General features: G+C 46.7%; 18 protein-coding genes and 1 riboswitch. Of the genes, 11 read left to right on the top strand and 7 right to left on the bottom strand.

Features of this window, described 5'->3' with window-relative positions; genetic code table 11:
* Window positions 1-14: 14 nt before the first annotated feature.
* From ACN0S4_RS08520 to ACN0S4_RS08510, 3 genes are all read right to left on the bottom strand, one after another.
* Window positions 15-1,193: a hypothetical protein gene (locus tag ACN0S4_RS08520; RefSeq protein ID WP_417657264.1), complete on the bottom strand. Its 1,179-nt coding sequence runs from the start codon at window positions 1,191-1,193 to the stop codon at window positions 15-17.
* Window positions 1,194-1,294: 101 nt separating this feature from the next.
* Window positions 1,295-3,106: an SLC13 family permease gene (locus ACN0S4_RS08515; RefSeq protein ID WP_417657263.1), complete on the bottom strand. Its 1,812-nt coding sequence runs from the start codon at window positions 3,104-3,106 to the stop codon at window positions 1,295-1,297.
* Window positions 3,106-3,504, bottom strand: a complete 399-nt coding sequence (locus ACN0S4_RS08510; RefSeq protein WP_417657262.1) for an ectoine synthase — start codon at window positions 3,502-3,504, stop codon at window positions 3,106-3,108. The genes ACN0S4_RS08515 and ACN0S4_RS08510 overlap by 1 nt, the downstream gene beginning before the upstream one ends.
* 194 nt (window positions 3,505-3,698) lie before the next feature.
* Between ACN0S4_RS08510 and ACN0S4_RS08505 the strand changes: the two genes are divergently transcribed.
* From ACN0S4_RS08505 to ACN0S4_RS08460, 10 genes are all read left to right on the top strand, one after another.
* Entirely contained in the window at window positions 3,699-4,409 is a 711-nt protein-coding gene (locus ACN0S4_RS08505) for a hypothetical protein (RefSeq protein ID WP_417657261.1), read from the top strand.
* 93 nt (window positions 4,410-4,502) lie between these two features.
* Window positions 4,503-4,654, top strand: a riboswitch (molybdenum cofactor riboswitch).
* On the top strand, window positions 4,644-5,615 hold the full coding sequence (gene moaA, locus ACN0S4_RS08500) for a GTP 3',8-cyclase MoaA (RefSeq protein ID WP_417657260.1): 972 nt from the start codon (window positions 4,644-4,646) through the stop codon (window positions 5,613-5,615). Its footprint overlaps the riboswitch before it by 11 nt.
* Before the next feature lies 1 nt (window position 5,616).
* Window positions 5,617-6,162 carry a molybdenum cofactor guanylyltransferase gene (gene mobA, locus ACN0S4_RS08495; RefSeq protein ID WP_417657259.1) on the top strand — a complete coding sequence of 182 codons (546 nt, stop codon included), beginning with the start codon at window positions 5,617-5,619 and terminating at the stop codon, window positions 6,160-6,162.
* The gene (locus ACN0S4_RS08490; RefSeq protein WP_417657258.1) at window positions 6,159-6,674 is read left to right on the top strand and encodes a molybdenum cofactor synthesis domain-containing protein; all 516 of its coding nucleotides are present in this window, start codon (window positions 6,159-6,161) and stop codon (window positions 6,672-6,674) included. The genes mobA and ACN0S4_RS08490 overlap by 4 nt, the downstream gene beginning before the upstream one ends.
* Before the next feature lie 11 nt (window positions 6,675-6,685).
* Window positions 6,686-7,183, top strand: coding sequence for a cyclic pyranopterin monophosphate synthase MoaC (gene moaC, locus ACN0S4_RS08485; protein ID WP_417657257.1), 498 nt, complete (start codon window positions 6,686-6,688; stop codon window positions 7,181-7,183).
* Window positions 7,176-7,424 (top strand): MoaD/ThiS family protein, encoded by a 249-nt coding sequence (locus ACN0S4_RS08480; RefSeq protein WP_417657256.1) that lies wholly within the window; start codon window positions 7,176-7,178, stop codon window positions 7,422-7,424. The genes moaC and ACN0S4_RS08480 overlap by 8 nt, the downstream gene beginning before the upstream one ends.
* 1 nt (window position 7,425) lies before the next feature.
* The gene (gene moaE / locus ACN0S4_RS08475; RefSeq protein ID WP_417657255.1) at window positions 7,426-7,875 is read left to right on the top strand and encodes a molybdopterin synthase catalytic subunit MoaE; all 450 of its coding nucleotides are present in this window, start codon (window positions 7,426-7,428) and stop codon (window positions 7,873-7,875) included.
* Window positions 7,866-8,633: a molybdate ABC transporter substrate-binding protein gene (modA, locus tag ACN0S4_RS08470; protein ID WP_417657254.1), complete on the top strand. Its 768-nt coding sequence runs from the start codon at window positions 7,866-7,868 to the stop codon at window positions 8,631-8,633. Before moaE ends, modA begins: the two co-directional genes overlap by 10 nt.
* Window positions 8,617-9,282, top strand: a complete 666-nt coding sequence (gene modB, locus ACN0S4_RS08465; RefSeq protein WP_417657253.1) for a molybdate ABC transporter permease subunit — start codon at window positions 8,617-8,619, stop codon at window positions 9,280-9,282. Before modA ends, modB begins: the two co-directional genes overlap by 17 nt.
* Window positions 9,279-10,331 (top strand): molybdenum ABC transporter ATP-binding protein, encoded by a 1,053-nt coding sequence (locus ACN0S4_RS08460; protein ID WP_417657252.1) that lies wholly within the window; start codon window positions 9,279-9,281, stop codon window positions 10,329-10,331. Before modB ends, ACN0S4_RS08460 begins: the two co-directional genes overlap by 4 nt.
* On the opposite strand, the gene ACN0S4_RS08455 is transcribed toward ACN0S4_RS08460, so the two are convergent.
* The 3 genes from ACN0S4_RS08455 to narL form a co-directional block, all read right to left on the bottom strand.
* Complete coding sequence (locus ACN0S4_RS08455; protein ID WP_417657251.1) at window positions 10,287-11,903, bottom strand: thiamine pyrophosphate-binding protein; 1,617 nt, start codon at window positions 11,901-11,903, stop codon at window positions 10,287-10,289. The two genes, ACN0S4_RS08460 and ACN0S4_RS08455, sit on opposite strands and share 45 nt — an antisense overlap.
* A gap of 66 nt (window positions 11,904-11,969) precedes the next feature.
* Window positions 11,970-13,190, bottom strand: coding sequence for a gephyrin-like molybdotransferase Glp (gene glp / locus ACN0S4_RS08450; RefSeq protein ID WP_417657250.1), 1,221 nt, complete (start codon window positions 13,188-13,190; stop codon window positions 11,970-11,972).
* The gene (gene narL, locus ACN0S4_RS08445) at window positions 13,187-13,840 is read right to left on the bottom strand and encodes a two-component system response regulator NarL (protein WP_417657249.1); all 654 of its coding nucleotides are present in this window, start codon (window positions 13,838-13,840) and stop codon (window positions 13,187-13,189) included. The genes glp and narL overlap by 4 nt, the downstream gene beginning before the upstream one ends.
* 280 nt (window positions 13,841-14,120) lie before the next feature.
* Between narL and ACN0S4_RS08440 the strand changes: the two genes are divergently transcribed.
* Window positions 14,121-15,458: an MFS transporter gene (locus ACN0S4_RS08440; protein WP_417657248.1), complete on the top strand. Its 1,338-nt coding sequence runs from the start codon at window positions 14,121-14,123 to the stop codon at window positions 15,456-15,458.
* Here the strand turns inward: ACN0S4_RS08440 and ACN0S4_RS08435 are convergent.
* Window positions 15,455-17,260 carry an ATP-binding protein gene (locus tag ACN0S4_RS08435; protein WP_417657247.1) on the bottom strand — a complete coding sequence of 602 codons (1,806 nt, stop codon included), beginning with the start codon at window positions 17,258-17,260 and terminating at the stop codon, window positions 15,455-15,457. The genes ACN0S4_RS08440 and ACN0S4_RS08435 overlap by 4 nt on opposite strands.
* Between the last annotated feature and the right edge of the window lie 197 nt (window positions 17,261-17,457).

The following is a 17,457-nucleotide window of genomic DNA, read 5'->3' as shown; positions in this document are numbered from 1 at the left end:
CGTCTTCCGCGCCGCTACTGTGGTTTCAGTGAGTTAAATAACACGTTTAAAAACATCTGTGATGGCATTGGCAAGTATTGCGTTGCGCTGGTTCGGATATCGCCGGCCACAAATGCGGTTAATGCTTTGTGAATAGCGGCCTTTGCCGGCTCGTTCATATTTGCTTCTTTGCCAGCATTCATCAGGCTAAATACGTATTGACTGAATTGCCGGCCAGCGACAGCAGAAGTTGCTGGATTATCGTCCTCAATGCTCTTCGTAATTTCTAACCAACGATTATTCATCTCGAGCGCTATCGATTCCGTTACTTCTGCCGACTCGATAGCGTCTGGGGTAAACCAGCGTGCTTTAGGTATCGTGTTGGTCATTTGGTAGTCGCGTAATAGAATGCGCAGTGATTTCGAGTCTTGCTCGCTCCAGTGAATATCATAGTTGTGAGAGGCCAAATAATTCGATTCTGCTTGTTGCGCTTTCTGCAGGTAATCTCGAATCAAGACTTCATCGGTCACAAGTTGGTTCTTGACCACATCTCGGTACACTCTTGCTTGTACTGCAATCGCTAACGTCCGTTTGGGATCGCCTGTTGCACGACAAGCCTCCGCAAATTGATCGATGAATGGTAAAAACACTAGGTCATTCTTAGATTTGATGGCAAATCCGATGCGCTGAGTATCGCCTTCTCGTCCACTCGTGCATTGCAATGCTTCGGTTCCAGATAGGTAAGGATGGATGCGATTGGTTCGGCCTAAGGTCATTAAGTGATCAAAAATAGTATTTCTATTCTTGGCAATATCTTCATGTCTTAAGTTGCCCATACCGTTACTTAACTGAAGGTTAAAGCGTTCCTTTCGTTCAACTGTTGGCGTGTCAAAATAGACGTTTGAGCGCAATAGAGCACGACTCAAAAAGCTAATGGCTTGTTGGTTGGGTTGACCATTATTGGAGCGAGTAATCAGTTCATATGCCTGAGTGTCGGTTACCGCAGCAAGTGCGTTTACCCATGGGTGTTCTGGGCACGTTTGATAATAAGAATCCATTTGAGATAGGCGCTCGGAGAACTCTTGTCCTGTTTTGGGTTGCTGTCTAACCAGCTCAAGCGCTTGTGGGACAATCGAATCGTCGCAGCTTTGCGAATATGCAGGAGCCGTGACTATAAAGGCCACAACTGCAAAAGCTAATCGGGGGGTAGTCATGTTTGATAATCCTTTTTCGCTCACTCCTCATTACAGAAATGACTATAGATAAAAATCATCTATTGCGCGAGCTACGCATTTTCACGCCTCAACGACCGCAACTAAAGTGGCCAGACGATGAGCAATAGTGGCATAGAGACCACGACTACTAATATTTGAACGGGTAGGCCGAGCTTCCAATAATCGCCAAAGCGGAAGCCACCGGGGCCTAGAATCAGCGTATTATTTTGATGGCCAATAGGGGTGAGGAAGGCACAGGAAGCGCCAATCGCAACCGCCATCAAGAACGAGTCTGGATTCACGTTGAGTACTGATGAAATGCTAATCGCAATGGGGCACATCACCGCGGCGGTGGCTGCATTATTCATGAGGTCAGATAAGAACATTGTTACTAGCAAAATGGCCAGCAAGCCGATAATGGCGTTGCCTTGAGCTACGCTATCAACCAGGAAGGTAGCAATAAGCGCAGCCGTTCCAGTAGAATCCATAGCTCCCGCAACTGGGATTAGCGCGCCGAGGAGCACTATCACTGGCCAGTCTACCGCTTCATAAACCTTACGTAGCGACACAGTTCCCAGTGCCATGGATGCGAGTACACCCAGAGCGAAAGAGACTGCTGCAGGCAACCAGCCTAGCGCCGCCACTGCAATAGCTCCAATCATGACCAAACTGGCTTGCCAAATTTTGGCAGTGTTTGGAATCCGTAGCTCGCGCTGTGCTAGAGGCACGCAGCCATTGTCTGCTGCAAACTCAGCAATGGCCTCCGGTGGGCCTTGCATTAGCAGCAAATCACCAGACTGGAAGTTAATCGCGCGTAGCCGCTTCATCGAACGCTTACCCTCTCGAGAAAATGCGAGTAGGTTAATGCCGTAACGGGTTCTTAGCAGGATATCTTTCGCGGAATATCCGACAAGTCGTGAGCTCGGCTGGACGACGAGCTCTAGTAATGTGATTTCGCTTTGTTTGCTATCTTCTTGATCGTCTTCGCTCTTTTCGTCTTTCGATTCAGCTTCCTCGTCATCTTCAACCGACTCTTCGAGCTTTAGACCCAGTATGGAGAGTACGTCTTTAAGCGCTTCGGCTTCCGCTTCGAGCATTAATATATCGCCCGCATGCACTCGGCGACCGGGGTTAGCGGCAATGATCTTTACCTCGCGCTGAACAATGCCAATAATCTGCGCATCAATATCCTTTAGTTCTGCTTCAATTTCATGCAGCGCCAAACCGTCTGATTTGCTGCCTTCTTCAACTCGAACCTCAGTAATATAGGCGCCGGACTCAAAGCCTTCGACGCCTGATTGTTTGCGCGCTGGCACTATTCGCCAGCCAATCACTGCAATAAAAATGACACCTACGGCTGCCACGGCTAGGCCAATAGGAGTGAAGTCGAACATACCGAAGTTGCCTAAACCTGCTTCGGCGCGAAAGCCAGAAACAATGATATTAGGTGGGGTTCCGACTAGGGTTGTCATGCCGCCTAAAATAGTGCCGAAGGCGAGAGGCATCAAAATCTGTCCGGGGGTTAGCTCCAGTCGTTTCGAAACATGCACGGCAACAGGCATAAGCAGCGCCATGGCACCGACGTTATTCATAAAGCCAGACAACAATGCGCCCAATCCAACGAGAGCGCTGATACTCACAATAGCTCCGGCATTGGCCGGTAGGGCAACACGAGTTAAGGCATCAACTGCACCGGAATTCTGCAAACCCTGACTTAAAATTAATACACAGGCGACGGTAATCACAGCGGGGTGTCCAAAGCCTTGGAATGCGGCTGAGCCATCCACCAGTCCAGCAATTACGCAGGCGAGTAGTGCCGCTAATGCCACCATGTCATGCCGCCAGCGCCCCAGCAAAAACATCACCACGGTCGCCAGCAAAATTGCTAGTATAAGCCACTGGTCTAGAGTCATCAGTCGGTCACAGCCTCTGCTTCAAGCGGGTATGCACCGTCTGGCCCATGCGTTTCTTTGCCGTTTAGGGGCGGGTTGAATACACAGGCCATCTGCAATTCGGTTTTGGCTTTCAAAATGTGGTTATCGTTGTTGTTCAGCATATACACGGTGCCAGGATTGATGGGGTGTTCAATACCGGTTGCTAAATCTAGGATCGAGCCTTCGCCACTAATGCAATAAACAGTCTCTAAATGATTTTTATAGTGAATGGGAGTTTCGGTATTGGCATAGATGGTGGTGATATGAAAGGAGTAGCCCATATTGTCGTCTTTGAGCGACATTCTGACACTGTTCCAAGTTTCACCGTCTACTTTGCGGTCTGAGTTACGGCAATCTTCCAGCGTTCGCACAATCATGTAGTTCTCTCCTCATACTGCCCGAAGGCGTTCATTTGACTACATAAAACTAACGCGCTTTAGCTTCAGTGTATATAACCAAACTCATTCGCGAATCGTGAAATACGTGCGGCAAGTAAACCTTTCGTACTTTCGTTGCGTCTACTCTGAATCTGACCATAATAAGTGATATGAAATTGCAGAAGGAAACCAGAATGAAAGCAACAGCACTAGCTTTAGTCACCGCGACTATGTTAACTGGCTGCGTCGTTTACGCAGATGTTTCTGACGATCGTGGCATGTGGGGTAATAGTGACTTGCAGCATGAAACGCGGAACCTGTCGTTAAGTACAAGCGGTATTGATGAGCTCAAAGCAGACACCGGTGCAGGTAGCTTAGAAATTATCGGTGAGTCGGGACGTACCCGAATCGATGTGGTTGCGGAAATTTACTATCGCGATGCTGATGAAATTCGCTTATCACTCGAGCAAGCTGGTGATGATGCAGTGTTAATCGCAGACTTTGATCGCAACTCATATCGCGGCGACAGCCCTTATATTAATTTGGTTGTGCGTGTGCCCGCCGAGCTCGACGTTGAAGTGAATGACGGCTCTGGTTCAATTGTCATGCGCGATATTATGGGTGATATCGATATTGAAGACGGTTCAGGCAGTATCAATGTCGAAAACGCCGGCAATGTCGACATCGACGACGGCTCTGGTTCGATTACTGTACGCAATCTCAGCGGCAACCTTAACGTTGAAGACGGTTCTGGCTCAATGGATATTGAGCAAGTAGTCGGCAAGGTCACTATTGACGATGGTTCAGGCGGTATTGTAGTGCGTAGTGTCGGCGACCTGAACGTTATTGAGAGCGGCTCCGGCAGCTTGCGCATCGAAGACGTGCGCAGCTCTTCAAAAATGTGAATCGACGGTTTATTTTTGTGAACTATCCCTTATGGGGTAGTTCCTCACCCCCTTCATGGCAATAACAATCTAGCAGTTACACCTCTAGTATGAACAACACATACACGCCGAGCCTCTCGCGCTAAGGTGTTGCTTCATAAACATGCAACATGATGCGCAGTGTGCCGTGGTCTGATTGACCACCGGGTGGTCACGGAAACGTGGCTACCTCCCGAATTTGGAAAGGTGTAGCACATGCTAGTTGATCGCTTTGCACGACGTTTTACCTATTTGCGTCTATCACTCACTGAGAGTTGTAACTTTCGGTGCGACTATTGTTTGCCAAACGGACCCGATTGTACGTCCCGTTCTGAAGAACTGACTCTCCCAGAAATTCGACGTTTAGTTACAGCGTTCGCTCAGCTCGGTACTCGTAAGGTGCGTCTAACAGGCGGAGAACCTTGCTTACGAAAAGATCTGTTAGAAGTCATTCAAACGGTTAAAGCAATACCAGGTATCGAGGAAGTCGCTATCACGACCAACGGGTATCGACTCCAGCGTGACATCAGCGATTGGCATGCAGCAGGTGTAGACGCGATAAATGTGAGTGTAGATAGTCTTGATGCAAGCACATTTCACTTGATTACAGGCCAAAATCGTCTTCCTAGCATTCTTGATGGAATTGACCAAGCCATCGCCATAGGCATCCCTAAAGTTAAAATAAATAGCGTTTTGCTAAAGGGCTATAACGGCGGCGCACTTCCTGAATTTCTTGAGTTCATTCGCACCCGTAAAGTAAGTCTGAGATTTATCGAATTGATGCGCACTTCAGATAATGTTGGTTATTATCAGCGTCACCATATCAGTGGTGAAAATATCAAACAGCAATTACTTCATAATAACTGGGCTCAGTGTCAGAAAGGCCCCACCTCAGGACCAGCACAAGAGTTTTGGCATCAAGACTACCAAGGTAAGCTAGGTCTCATTATGCCGTACAGCAGCGATTTTTGTGATGACTGCAACCGCTTGCGAGTATCAAGTCGTGGGCAGCTATTTCTCTGTCTATTTACGGAACAACATCAAAACTTGCGGGATTATCTTCAGCAAGATGACACCCGACCTCTCCAACAAGCCTTGCAAGAGATGGTACTGACCAAAAAGGCTACGCATTTTTTACATCAAGGACAAAGTGGTTCTACACGCCATTTGGCGATGATCGGAGGTTAGCATGCCGGGAGTTACTGGAGTTATTGTGGCTGGTGGTGCGTCCTCTCGAATGGGGCAAGATAAAGCTTTACTTGAAATCGACGGTCGTTCGCAACTAGAACGCACTATGAAGCTACTGAAATCAAGTGGTTGTGAAGAGGTCATTGTGAGTCGAAATGACCAAGGCTTTATCGAAGATACCATTGCCAACCGCGGCCCTTTAGGTGGTGTGTTAAGTAGCTTGCCCTACTGCAATTATGACTACGTAGTAATTGTTCCAGTCGACATGCCGCTGCTGACGTTGGAGGTTTTACGGTTTTTGATCGAGCAAAAGTGTGCAAGCTATTTCAGCTGCACGCCGTTACCTTGTCTACTGCCAAATAATGAGAAGCTAGCTGATTATCTGCTGCAACAGATCTCTGCTGAAGACGGTAATCGCTCGGTTCGGGGGCTGCTCGAATACATGCAGGCGCGGTCACTCGAATGGCAACTCACCTATCAGCTTCAAAACACCAATACTCCACAACAGTGGCGCCAAGCCCTTCAATATTTAGGAGAAGTATCGTGAATGCAACAACGCCACGTGCCCTGCACGTTGCCTTGGCAACGGTTTCGGACCGCCACACTCCGAGCAGTGATGAAACTGGTGATTGGCTTGCGGATGCAATTGTTGATGCAGGACATCATCGTTACCAACGGCAAATTATCGGAACCGACAAGTACCTTCTGCGTGCTGTGGTATCGCGTTGGATTGCGGAACCAAATTTGAATGTGGTGTTGTTGAATGGCGGTACAGGATTTGCTGAACATAATTGTGTGCCGGAGGCGATTGTACCTCTACTTGATCAGGTCATCGATGGCTTTGGTGAACTCTTCAGGCAGCGAAGCTGGCAAGAAATCGGTAGTTCTGCTTTACAATCTCGAGCTTTAGCGGGACTCGCGAATAACACCTTAATATTTGCAATCCCGGGTTCTAGATCTGCCGCAGAATTGGCCTGGTGCGAGATCATTGAGCCGCAGCTCGATAGCGGTCAAGGTCCCTGTAACTTTGTTGGGCGTTTGCTCGGTAAGCACGGTTAGGAGTTCGAACCATGAATCAGTCAAATTTTACGCATCTGGATAAAGCGGGTTCAGCTCACATGGTTGACGTGGGTAAAAAGTCGACTACGTATCGTCAGGCGGTAGCTGTTGGCACCGTGCAAACGACTCCGGCGGTGGTGGAGCAAATAGAGCTACAAGCGCTGCGCAAAGGAGATGTACTCGCTGTCGCGCGGGTTGCAGGTATCATGGCTGCGAAACGAACCAGTGATTTAATTCCACTTTGTCATCCATTAGCGTTAACCAAGGTTGCAGTTGAGTTTGAGCTGTTGACAGAAAAGGGGCAAGTGTTCGTGCAAGCAACCTGTGCTGTTGAGGGCTCTACTGGAGTAGAAATGGAAGCTTTAACAGCTGTCAGCGTTGCCGCGTTAACCATTCATGATATGTGCAAGTCAGTCGACCCGAGCTTGACGATAAACGGTATTCAATTACAGGAAAAAACTGGCGGGAAAACTGGTCATTGGCGACGGGAGCACACTACACATGGTTAAAGTAAAATTTTTCGCTGCATTACGCGAACGTTTGAATTGCCCAGAGTTGACCATAGATTGCAGACCAAATGAGACATTGGCAACGCTGCGTGTTCGGCTAGTAGAAATCAACCCTGATTGGACCTCCGAGTTACAAGACAAAGATATTCTTTGTACGAAGAACTTTAGCTTCTGCGGTTGGCAAGATCGTGTCTATGCTGGTGATGAGCTTGCGTTCTTTCCACCGGTCACTGGAGGTTGAAATGAGTAACATCATTCGTATTCAAACTGACGACTTTTCAGTGTCTGAGGAGTACCAAATCCTGGCGCGAGACTCAAGCTGTGGAGCCATCGTGACCTTTAGTGGTCTAGTGCGTGAGTTACCTGATGCAAGACTAGAGTCCATGCGGTTAGAGCATTATCCGGGCATGACCGAAAAAGTTTTAGAGCAACTTGCAACGCAAGCTCAAATGCGTTGGCAGACGGGTAGTATAACAATCATTCATCGAGTTGGGACGTTAGCGTTGAATGAGCAAATCGTTTTTGTTGGGGTTGCCTCGGCTCATCGAAAGGCAGCCTTTTCTGCAGCAATGTACATCATGGATTATTTAAAAACCGAAGCGCCGTTTTGGAAGCAGGAGTTGACTACGTCTGGACGCTATTGGGTTAGAGCAAAAGCAAGTGACAAAGAGGCTCAAAAGCAATGGCTTTGAGACTCTTAGTTCTCTTATTGTTGGCGTTGTGTATATCCGTTGCATACGGCAAGGAAGACATTCATGTAGCAGTCGCATCCTCGTTACGTGCGCCAATTACTGAAATTACGCAGTCGTTTGAGCAACGTTATCCAAATTATCGTGTGCAATTAAGCTATGCGGCAACTGGCAAACTAGTTGCTCAAGTGCAGCACGGCGCTCCCTACCACGTTTTGATCGCAGCCGACCCCTATTATTTGAATGTATTAAAGGAACTCAACTTACTTGCAGTCGCACCGCGCATATTTGCTTATGGTGAAGTCGTTTTGTGGCACCCAGAACAGACGGGCCGACTGGAAACTTTGCTTAGGAATGCTCGACATATTGGAATTGCACAACCGCGACATGCTCCTTACGGGCAGGCCGCCATAGCATTTCTAGAACAGCAGGAGTGGTTAACGGCAGTTCAAGATCGTTTTATATATGCCGAAAACGCCGCCCAAGTGATTCATCGAGTTTATGCTGGCGCGGTGCCTATGGGCTTTGTTGCGTTGAGTCAAGTGATTGAATTAGGTGGTACCGCGCAACACTACAGTCACTTAAATAACGCACCGCTATTGGCTCACACTGCGGCGTTATCAAAACATGGCGAGACAAGCGAAGGTGCGAGTTTGATGTTAGCGATGCTGTGGAGCGACGCTGCGCAACAGATTATGCTGCGTTACGGTTATCAAAAGATCACTGACGACCAGGAGCTACTGTATGCTGCAGGAGAATGATTGGCAGGCAATCAGCCTCACTCTGCAGCTTGCTGCGCTGACAACGGTCATATTATTGGCGATCGCAACGCCACTGTCATGGTGGTTAGCATTTACTAGAAAACGCTGGCGTCATTGGATCCAAGCTTTGGTAGCGATGCCACTGGTATTACCGCCTACGGTTCTTGGTTTCTATTTGTTGATTGCACTTGGTCCACAGGGCTTTGTTGGCAAAACTATGGAGTTTCTTGGTGGGAGGCATTTAGCCTTTACCTTTACCGGTATCGTTATTGGTAGTGTAATTTATTCATTACCGTTTGCAGTCCAGCCTTTAACCGAAGCTTTCCGAACCATGGGGCGACGACCACTCTTTGTTGCAGAAAGCCTCGGTGCTTCTAAATTGGATGCATTATGGACTGTGGCACTGCCAATGTGTCGTGGTGGCTTTATAGTTGCTGCTACCTTGGTATTTGCCCACACTTTAGGTGAGTTTGGTGTGATATTAATGATTGGTGGCAGCATTCCGGGTGAGACGCAGGTATTGTCTGTATTAATTTACGATCACACTGAAGCACTGAACTACACCGCGGCGCATAAATTGTCCTTAGGTATGATAGCCGTTGCATTGGTTGTGCTGACAATCGTCTATGGACGGAGAAGAGCGCAATGAGTCTAACGATTGATTGTGCAATACCGCTTCAAAACTTTTCATTGCGAGTACAATTGACTCTGCCTAGTGACGGAATTACCGCTATAGTCGGGGAATCCGGTGGCGGCAAGACTACCTTGATTGAAACTATCGCGGGATTAAATGAACAATCCAAAACAACAGTTCGTTTTCGCGATCAGCCACTTCGATTAAGAGATGTTGGTTTGGTATTGCAGCAACCCCATTTATTTCCGCATTTGACAGTCTACGATAATCTTCGATATGGATGGCAACGCGCTCAGCAACATTCTATTTTATGGGATGAGATCATCAGCGCCTGTGATTTGACTACGTTGCTGATGCAACGGCCATCGCAACTCTCAGGCGGACAACAACAACGAGTTGCTTTTGCGCGAGCTATTTTAGGCCAGCCACAGTTATTGTTGCTTGATGAACCATTTGCTGCACTTGATGAAACCACTCGACGACAACTTGTAAGGTTACTTCGCAACCTCAATATACGGTTTAACTTACCTGTTATTTGGGTTAGTCACCAGTTAACAGATGTAGTTGAAATAAGTGATTACTTGGTTGTATTGAAAGCTGGTGAAGTGCTACAAGCAGGCCCTTTGTCAGAGCAATTAAAGCAAGAACCTTTGCGCTCACAAGTTGCTGTGAGTGTATTAAACACGTCAATTTTACAGGTAAATGAAAATCAACAGTTGGTCGTGCAGTTGGGCAACCAAAGACTCCAATTACCTTGCTCTGAGCATGTTGAATTTAAGGTTGGCAGTGATTATCGCATTCGTATCTATGCTCGGGACGTTAGTTTAACTCTTGAGCCCGTAGGCGGGAGTAGCGTACAGAACCAATTGCGTTGCGAAATAGTGGATTACCATCCAGCAATGCACCAAGCAGAGTTATTAGTTGAACTAGCCGTTGCGCAACAGGTGTTCTTTGCCTTAATTACTCGTGCTGCTTGGCAGCAATTAGAGTTACAACGAGGTATGAGGGTAGTAGCTCACTTAAAGGCTGCAGCCTTGCACGAAGCGTTGCGCGAAACTCTCTAATCGCTGACTACGATGGTTGGTCAGTAGTACCTCTATCACATGAATGCTTGTTGTATCTTGCCAGGCTTGTTGGAACGCTTGATTAAAGGAAACAATAGTGGTTGCTTGATAGCTTTGCGCACCAAGAGCAGTGGTCAATTGTTGCAGATCGCATTCAGGACGGCTAGCACAACTAAGCCCGGGTGAAAATGCCTCGATCATGTCCCAACATTTATTATTGAAGATAACAATAATTGGTTTTGCACCGTGTGCCTTGAGCTGGCTGATTTCGAGTCCAGTCATCATAAATGCACCATCACCGACTAGTACGACAGAACGCAGTCGGCTCGAAACATATACACCCAAAGCCGCAGGAACGCCATAACCCATTGATGCATAGTATGCTGGAGCTAATACATGTGTAGCTTTTGCATGTAACGATGCAAATAAACAATCACCGATATCACTAATGATAGGAACAATTTCCGATTGCTTTACGAGCGCTGCATCAATTTCTTCAACAATTGTTGATGCGTTCCAGGTTTCATGTTCAATCAATGTGGTAATGGGCGTTTTACTCCACCAAGTAGAAAATGGATGCAAATTCCGTTCGAGCAATTGTTCACAGCACGAAGCCAGGTCAGTATTTGCAAACGCCATATCATCAAGTACGGTAATATTTTGATGTAATTGAATGACTTTAGCGCCCTTGGCAAATTGTGGATATGCGGCAAAGTTGCTGTCGTTAACTATCACACCGAAATGAATAATCAGATCGCTATTCTGCAACAAATGATACGGTAGTTGATCAGTGTCATCGACAAACGTACCAAGGACACATGGATGGCTGTGAGTAACTGCGGCACGAGCCAATAAAGTTGTGACAATTGGAATGTTTAGCTGTTGGGCAAGATTCTGTAAGGCTTCACTAGCACCATAACGTTGTACCTCAATTCCGGCAAGCAGCACGGGGCGTTTAGCGGTTTGTAGTCTTTCCGCAATCAACGTGATAAGTTTTGCCGAGTTCCGAGGAGCATTTTTGCCGCGCCTAATCAGTTTCCCAAAGTTTGATTCTGCAATTTCTAGATTGGAGGCACTACGAGGGATTTCGACGAGCACAGGGCGTGATTCTTTCTGGCAACATCTCAATGCATAGCGGAGATCTTTGAGTGCAGTTTCGGCATTATCAATGCGAACTTGTACAGTCGTTACTTCTGCCAAAATAGAACGTTGTGAATCAAGATTTTTGGCTTGATGATGAATTGCGATATTGCGATCGATTTCCTGCTTGTCGGGGAAGCCGGTAATAATAACTAGTGGTACTCTTTCTACGTAGGCTTGTGCAATTGCATTCACAGCATTGAGAGCACCAGCCCCATAGGTGAGCACCACCGCACTTGGACGCTGAGCGAATCTGGCACATGCGTCGGCCGCATAAACAACGCTTGGTTCATGGTGCAGACTATAAAATGGTAGCTGCCCATTTTGTTGTAGCCCCTGTAAAAGAGGTAGAACAAAATCACCGGGAATCCCAAATAGCTCGCTGCAGCTAATATCTTGCAGTTCACTGACCAGCGCATCAACAAGCTTCATGAAACTCCCCAAATTAGCACAGTTAAAGCGCTCATTTTGAGGTGTGTTACAAAAAGATACTTTGACCTAGATCATGAAGCGATCAAACGGTTGAATGGTAACTGATTCACCGGCGGATACGCTGTCGCGATCTTGCTCTAAGATGATAAAACAGTTGGCACGCGCTACACTCGTGAGTAGGGCTGAACTTTGGCTACCGACGGGTCTAGCAAACAGCTTGCCTTCTTTTTGTTCAAAGTAACCCCGTTGGAAATCAGTACGTCCTGGTCGCTTATTGATAACACAGCTAGCTTCTGCAGTGAATGTTGTTACAGCTGAACATTGTTCGCCAGCTAAGTTCCGTAGCATCGGCTGTACAATTTGATTCATAGTGACTACAGCTGCTACCGGGTTACCTGGTAATCCACAAAACCAACTAGAGCCAAGCTTACCAAAAGCGAAAGGCTTACCCGGTTTCATGGCAATTTTCCAAAATTCAATGTGGCCAAGCTTGCTCATGACATCTTTGGTAAAGTCCGCATCACCAACAGATACTCCCGCACTCGAAATGACCACATCTGCACTCTGCATGGCTTGTTTGAAGACGTCTTCAAGTGCTTTCGGATTATCGGGGATACGACCCAGATCATGAATCTCTACATTGAGACGTTGCAACATTCCATTGAGCACGAATCGATTACTATCGTATAAGTGACTCGAGCTCGGAAGAGATTGTCCGGGCTGAATTAGTTCGTCACCATTGGAGAAAAGTGCGACTTTGAGCTTACGAACAACTTTGACGTGAGCAATACCAATGGAAGCGAGCAAGCCCAGATGAACAGGTGTTAGCCGCTGTCCGGCGGTCAAAATGGTGGTGCCTTGTTTAATGTCACTGCCGCACAAACGCACATTGTCACCGACCTGCAAATCGGTCTGGCAAATAATCTGTTCATCTGTGCGCTCGACTTGTTCCTGCATAATGACAGCATCAGTTCCGGTTGGCAGTTGTGCACCGGTCATAATTCGAACGCAGCTTGCCGCCGGAAGTTCGCCTACAAAGGTGTGGCCAGCATAGGCATTTCCAACGACCTGTAAAGGCATACGTGTATTGGCCTCTACTGCACGCACGGCATAACCGTCCATAGCTGAATTATCAAAGCCAGGAACATTGATAGAAGCAAACACAGATTCAGCAAGCACGCGATCTAATGCACTGAATAAATCGATGCTCTCGGTGTCAGTGATAGGACTGACTAAATTCTGTATGGCAGCAAGCGCTGTTTGAACTGGCGTCCAGGTGTTACTCACTTTCGATCACCTTCTTGATTCACCATCCATACTGCAGCCTCAACACGAGAACGTAGACCTAACTTTTTCAATAAATGTTTCACATGGACTTTTACGGTGCCGTCGGAGATATCGAGTTCCCGTGCAATAACTTTATTGCTCATGCCCTTGGCTATGAGCTTTAATATCTCGAATTCGCGCTTAGTAAGGCTTTCAAGTTTCCCGCTGCCTTGTGGAGCCGGGCGGCGCAAAGCGGTCGCTAAGACCTCGGTAATCACTTCGCTTAGCACCATTTTTCCTTCCAGAGCACGTTTGATTTGTTCAATCAGTTGTTCAGGCTCCATATCCTTTAATAAGTAACCGTCGGCACCATTTGTAATCGCTGAAACGACATCTTCATCTGCATCGGATACGGTAAGCATGATGATGCGAGATGTTACCCCTTCATCTCGCATACGTTTTAATGTTTCTACGCCATCCAAACCTTGCATATTGAAATCGAGAATAATTAGATCGGGATCCAATTCTACGGCCTTCGGAATCGCATCTTTGCCATTGCTAAATTCGGCAACAACTTCAAGATCGTCCTCGAAGGAAATCAGTTGCCTTAGCCCTTTTCTTAATAGCGGATGGTCGTCTACGAGCATAATGCTCGAGCGCACGTCAGTCATATTCGTTCTCCTTTATCCGATGCCACTCATTCTTACATATATCCGCTATAAGAGCTCCTAAAGTAAGCTCCATAGACGAACGATGCTCAAAATTTATATATTAAATAAGTCAATAAAAACAACAGCTTAAAATATAAATACCTCATTGGTAGTATAGCTTCTATCTCGGAATAACCCAGCAATATCTCTATCAATAGCTTGTGAGCAACCATTGCTATCGCCATTCTAAGCTTAGTTAAGATTAGCGAGCCAAGTGGACAACAACTAAGCGCAGACGACAGTGCAAATTGAGAATTTAAATAAGTTAGCAAGCATACATTTGATGAGCAGCACAGCAGTATGGATGAGCTGGAGTGTGCTTGTCGTGCTGCTGTATGCGCTGGATTTAGGGTTTTCGTTTGCTCAATTATTCGGATTGCTAGCTCTATCTGGCTTTGCTGCTGCCGGTTTCCAACTGTTATTTTTTGTTTTAGGAGTTCGAGCGTTACTATCGAATTTCATTCGTATCATCAGTGGTCTTCTTCTCATACCTTGTCTACTTTCGGTATGGATTTTCAGTATATCGGTCGTGAGTTATCCCCTTCTCCAACTCTTAGCTATACTTTGCGGGCTTGGCGGTGCGCAGTTATTTTTACGTAGTATGAAGACTCAAAGCAATACTCAAACGCCCGGTTGGGATCTTGCACTCACAGCGAGTATGGGCGGTATTGGTATTATCGTTGCTCAGATAATCACGCCTTTAGTTGTGATTGTACCCAATGTGTTTGTTGATGATTTAGTGACCCATAGAACGTTGGTAAGCACTGGGACTGTGCTTGGTGGTATGCGTCCCGGAATTGATTTGACGTTGGGGCATATCGGCATTTTTTTTGGTGTCATGATAGTGCTGGTAAGTTTGTGGAAACTCCCCGTTGCCAGTAACTCTCATCAATTAGCATCGGCACCTTATTCTCGTTGGGCGTTATTTCGTAATCCACATATCTGGTTGATGACGGTGCTGTATATAATGTCATTTGGAACTTTCGTTGGGCTAGCGCTAAGCTTTCCACTAGTACTAACTTTCGTTTTCGGTGTGAGCAGACACTGGCAGGAAGGGCAATTAGTCGCCGTATTCAGTAATGACTATGCTCCTCAAGCCCTCACCTATGCATGGTTAGGTCCTTTGATTGGTGTTGTGGTGAGACCTTTGGGAGGGTGGCTAGCGGATCAATATGGTGGCGCCAAAGTAACCTTAGTCTGCTCGCTGGCTTTAATGTTGATAAGTTTGGCGGCGGCTTGGGTGACGGGTAGTGCATATTTAAGTGCAGCACCAGAACGCTTCTTTTTACTTTTTTTGTTTATATTCTTTTCGTTGTTTGCAGCGGCTTCTATCGCCAGTAGTGCGATTTGTCGCTCAGCGAGTGTATTGTTTCCATTGCATCAACTACCGAGTGCTTTACGGTGGTTATCTGCTTGCGCCATTGCAGGGGCTGGATATATGCCGTTAATGTGGGGAGTACATAGTGTCACTGGCACACCTGACTTAGCTTTCGTTGCCTTTGCTGGATTCTATGCGCTTTGCGGATTGCTAGTAGCAAGCGTCTATTTGCGCCGCCATAGTGTTTACTTCAATCCTTAAGCTATCTCAGAATCACGTTCTTTCAAATATTCAGGACGGAAACTGAAGTAAACACCTGTACCGCCCTCATCACGTCGACGAATAAAAATTTCGCCGGCTAAATGTTTACTGCGCTCCTGCATAATCGCAAGTCCATAGTGGTTCAGCTTTTCCGCTTGCTCAGGGATACCGACGCCATCATCCTCAATACTTAAACTGATACCTTGGTCAATGGATTCTTGGATGCGAATGACTACTTCAGTGCCTTGACTGTGATGAATTGCGTTCTGACATGCTTCACGAATAATTTGCAGTAGATGAATTTCCTCGTGTGGAGCAAGAGGGCTGTTAGCAAGTTGATAATCGAGTCGAAAGAGTAAGTCTGATTGCTCTTCAAATTGTTTGATAGTCGTTTGCAGGGCGTTAATGAGACCTGAGCCATCTACTTTCAATCGGAAGGTTGTCAGGAGTTCACGCAACTGTCGGTAAGCCGAACTTAACCCTTCTCTAAGTTCCTGAGAGACATCTTCAATAATTTCATGATTATCTTTCGCAATCGCTCGATCGAGTCGAGTGACCTGAATTTTTAAATACGATAGTGCTTGTGCTAGTGAATCGTGTAATTCTCGCGCAATTACTGTTCGTTCTTGGATTAGCGCTAAACGCCGCACTTGATCTTCTTCTTGCTTGAGGCTCAATGCAATCGCCAGTTGATCGCTGACCGACTGCATCAATTGTTGCTGCCAGTCATCCAGTTGATCACCACGTTCGCATCGTGCGACTAACACCCCATAATAATGATGTTCGCGTTCCAACGGAAATCGGAAAACGCGTTTATTATCCATCACACTGACACCTCCACCTGCACTAACACAAGCTGCGCAATCAACCCCTGCGCATGGGTCATCAGCCTGTTCTTGGGGCTGAACTTGCAAGTATGGCTTATCGCCCGTTGCAGTAATGAGGCACAGCTCAATGTCCGTCACTTGGGACGCTTCTTTCAGACCTTCAATGATGTCAGTAAAGTCATGATAACTTGGGGACCGCTCAATAATATTGCGTGCCATGTCATATAAAAATTGTAGTCTTGCATTGCTGCGCTGAATAGCTTGTGTCTGCTCGTCGACGCGTTTTTCGAGGTTGCCATACATGTAGCTAATAGCGTCACTCATCTTGTTCAGTGTTGCACTTAAAACTCCGAGCTCATCACCGGTATGATGTTTGACCCTAGCAGTGAAATCCCCTTGACCGATACGCCGAGCAACTTGGGTTAGCTGTTGCAAGGGATCACGGACCCGACTACGAAGCCAATAAGCAATAAACCCAGCTAGGGTAATAGTACTGAATAAAGATAAAATCTGGATAAGACGAATCGCACGAATGCGCGATTCCGCTTCAGCTTGGATAGCATTGACTAAGCTTTGAAGCATAGCGATATGTGGCGCTAGTTCTCGTTCAAGCTCGGCACCGGTAACCTGGCCCGTGATCAAACTTGACTGCAATTGCTCCCAGTCTTGACGAGTCGATTTAAATTGTGTCGCCAATTCACCTTGACCAAAATTGAAACGGTTAAAAACTGGATGTTTCCATGTGTCCATCAATTCATCGGCAAACTTCAAGGCTTCGGCTGATTGCGGTTGTTGTTGATGATGCAAAGCATACCGATAAGTTTGCATCCGCAGTGACCCGGCTAGATTGATGGCGAGAGCATCCTGATCGGCTCGCTCTGACAACCAATAAGAGGCAAGGAGAGTGCCAACTGTCAGTGCAACGATTAAGCTCAGGGCGATGCCCATCCGCGTGACAATGGAAATCTTAGACATTTAACTCATTTATTTCTAAAACTTGGGTCATATAGTTTAGCGTCTATTCATTCGACTCGCACGAACAACCATAAGTCTAGTGTGTTAAAGGGGCTACCTCTTCTGCACTGGGACGGGCTATACAACCGTATTAAGAAAAATAAAAATTATATAAAACAGTTGGTTAATAATTCACACAACTACCTCTTCAGGGGTAA

The sequence above is a fragment of the Pseudidiomarina aestuarii genome (assembly GCF_048263735.1).
Taxonomy (GTDB): Bacteria; Pseudomonadota; Gammaproteobacteria; order Enterobacterales; family Alteromonadaceae; genus Pseudidiomarina; species Pseudidiomarina aestuarii_B.
This window is presented reverse-complemented; position numbering and strand designations above follow the sequence as displayed.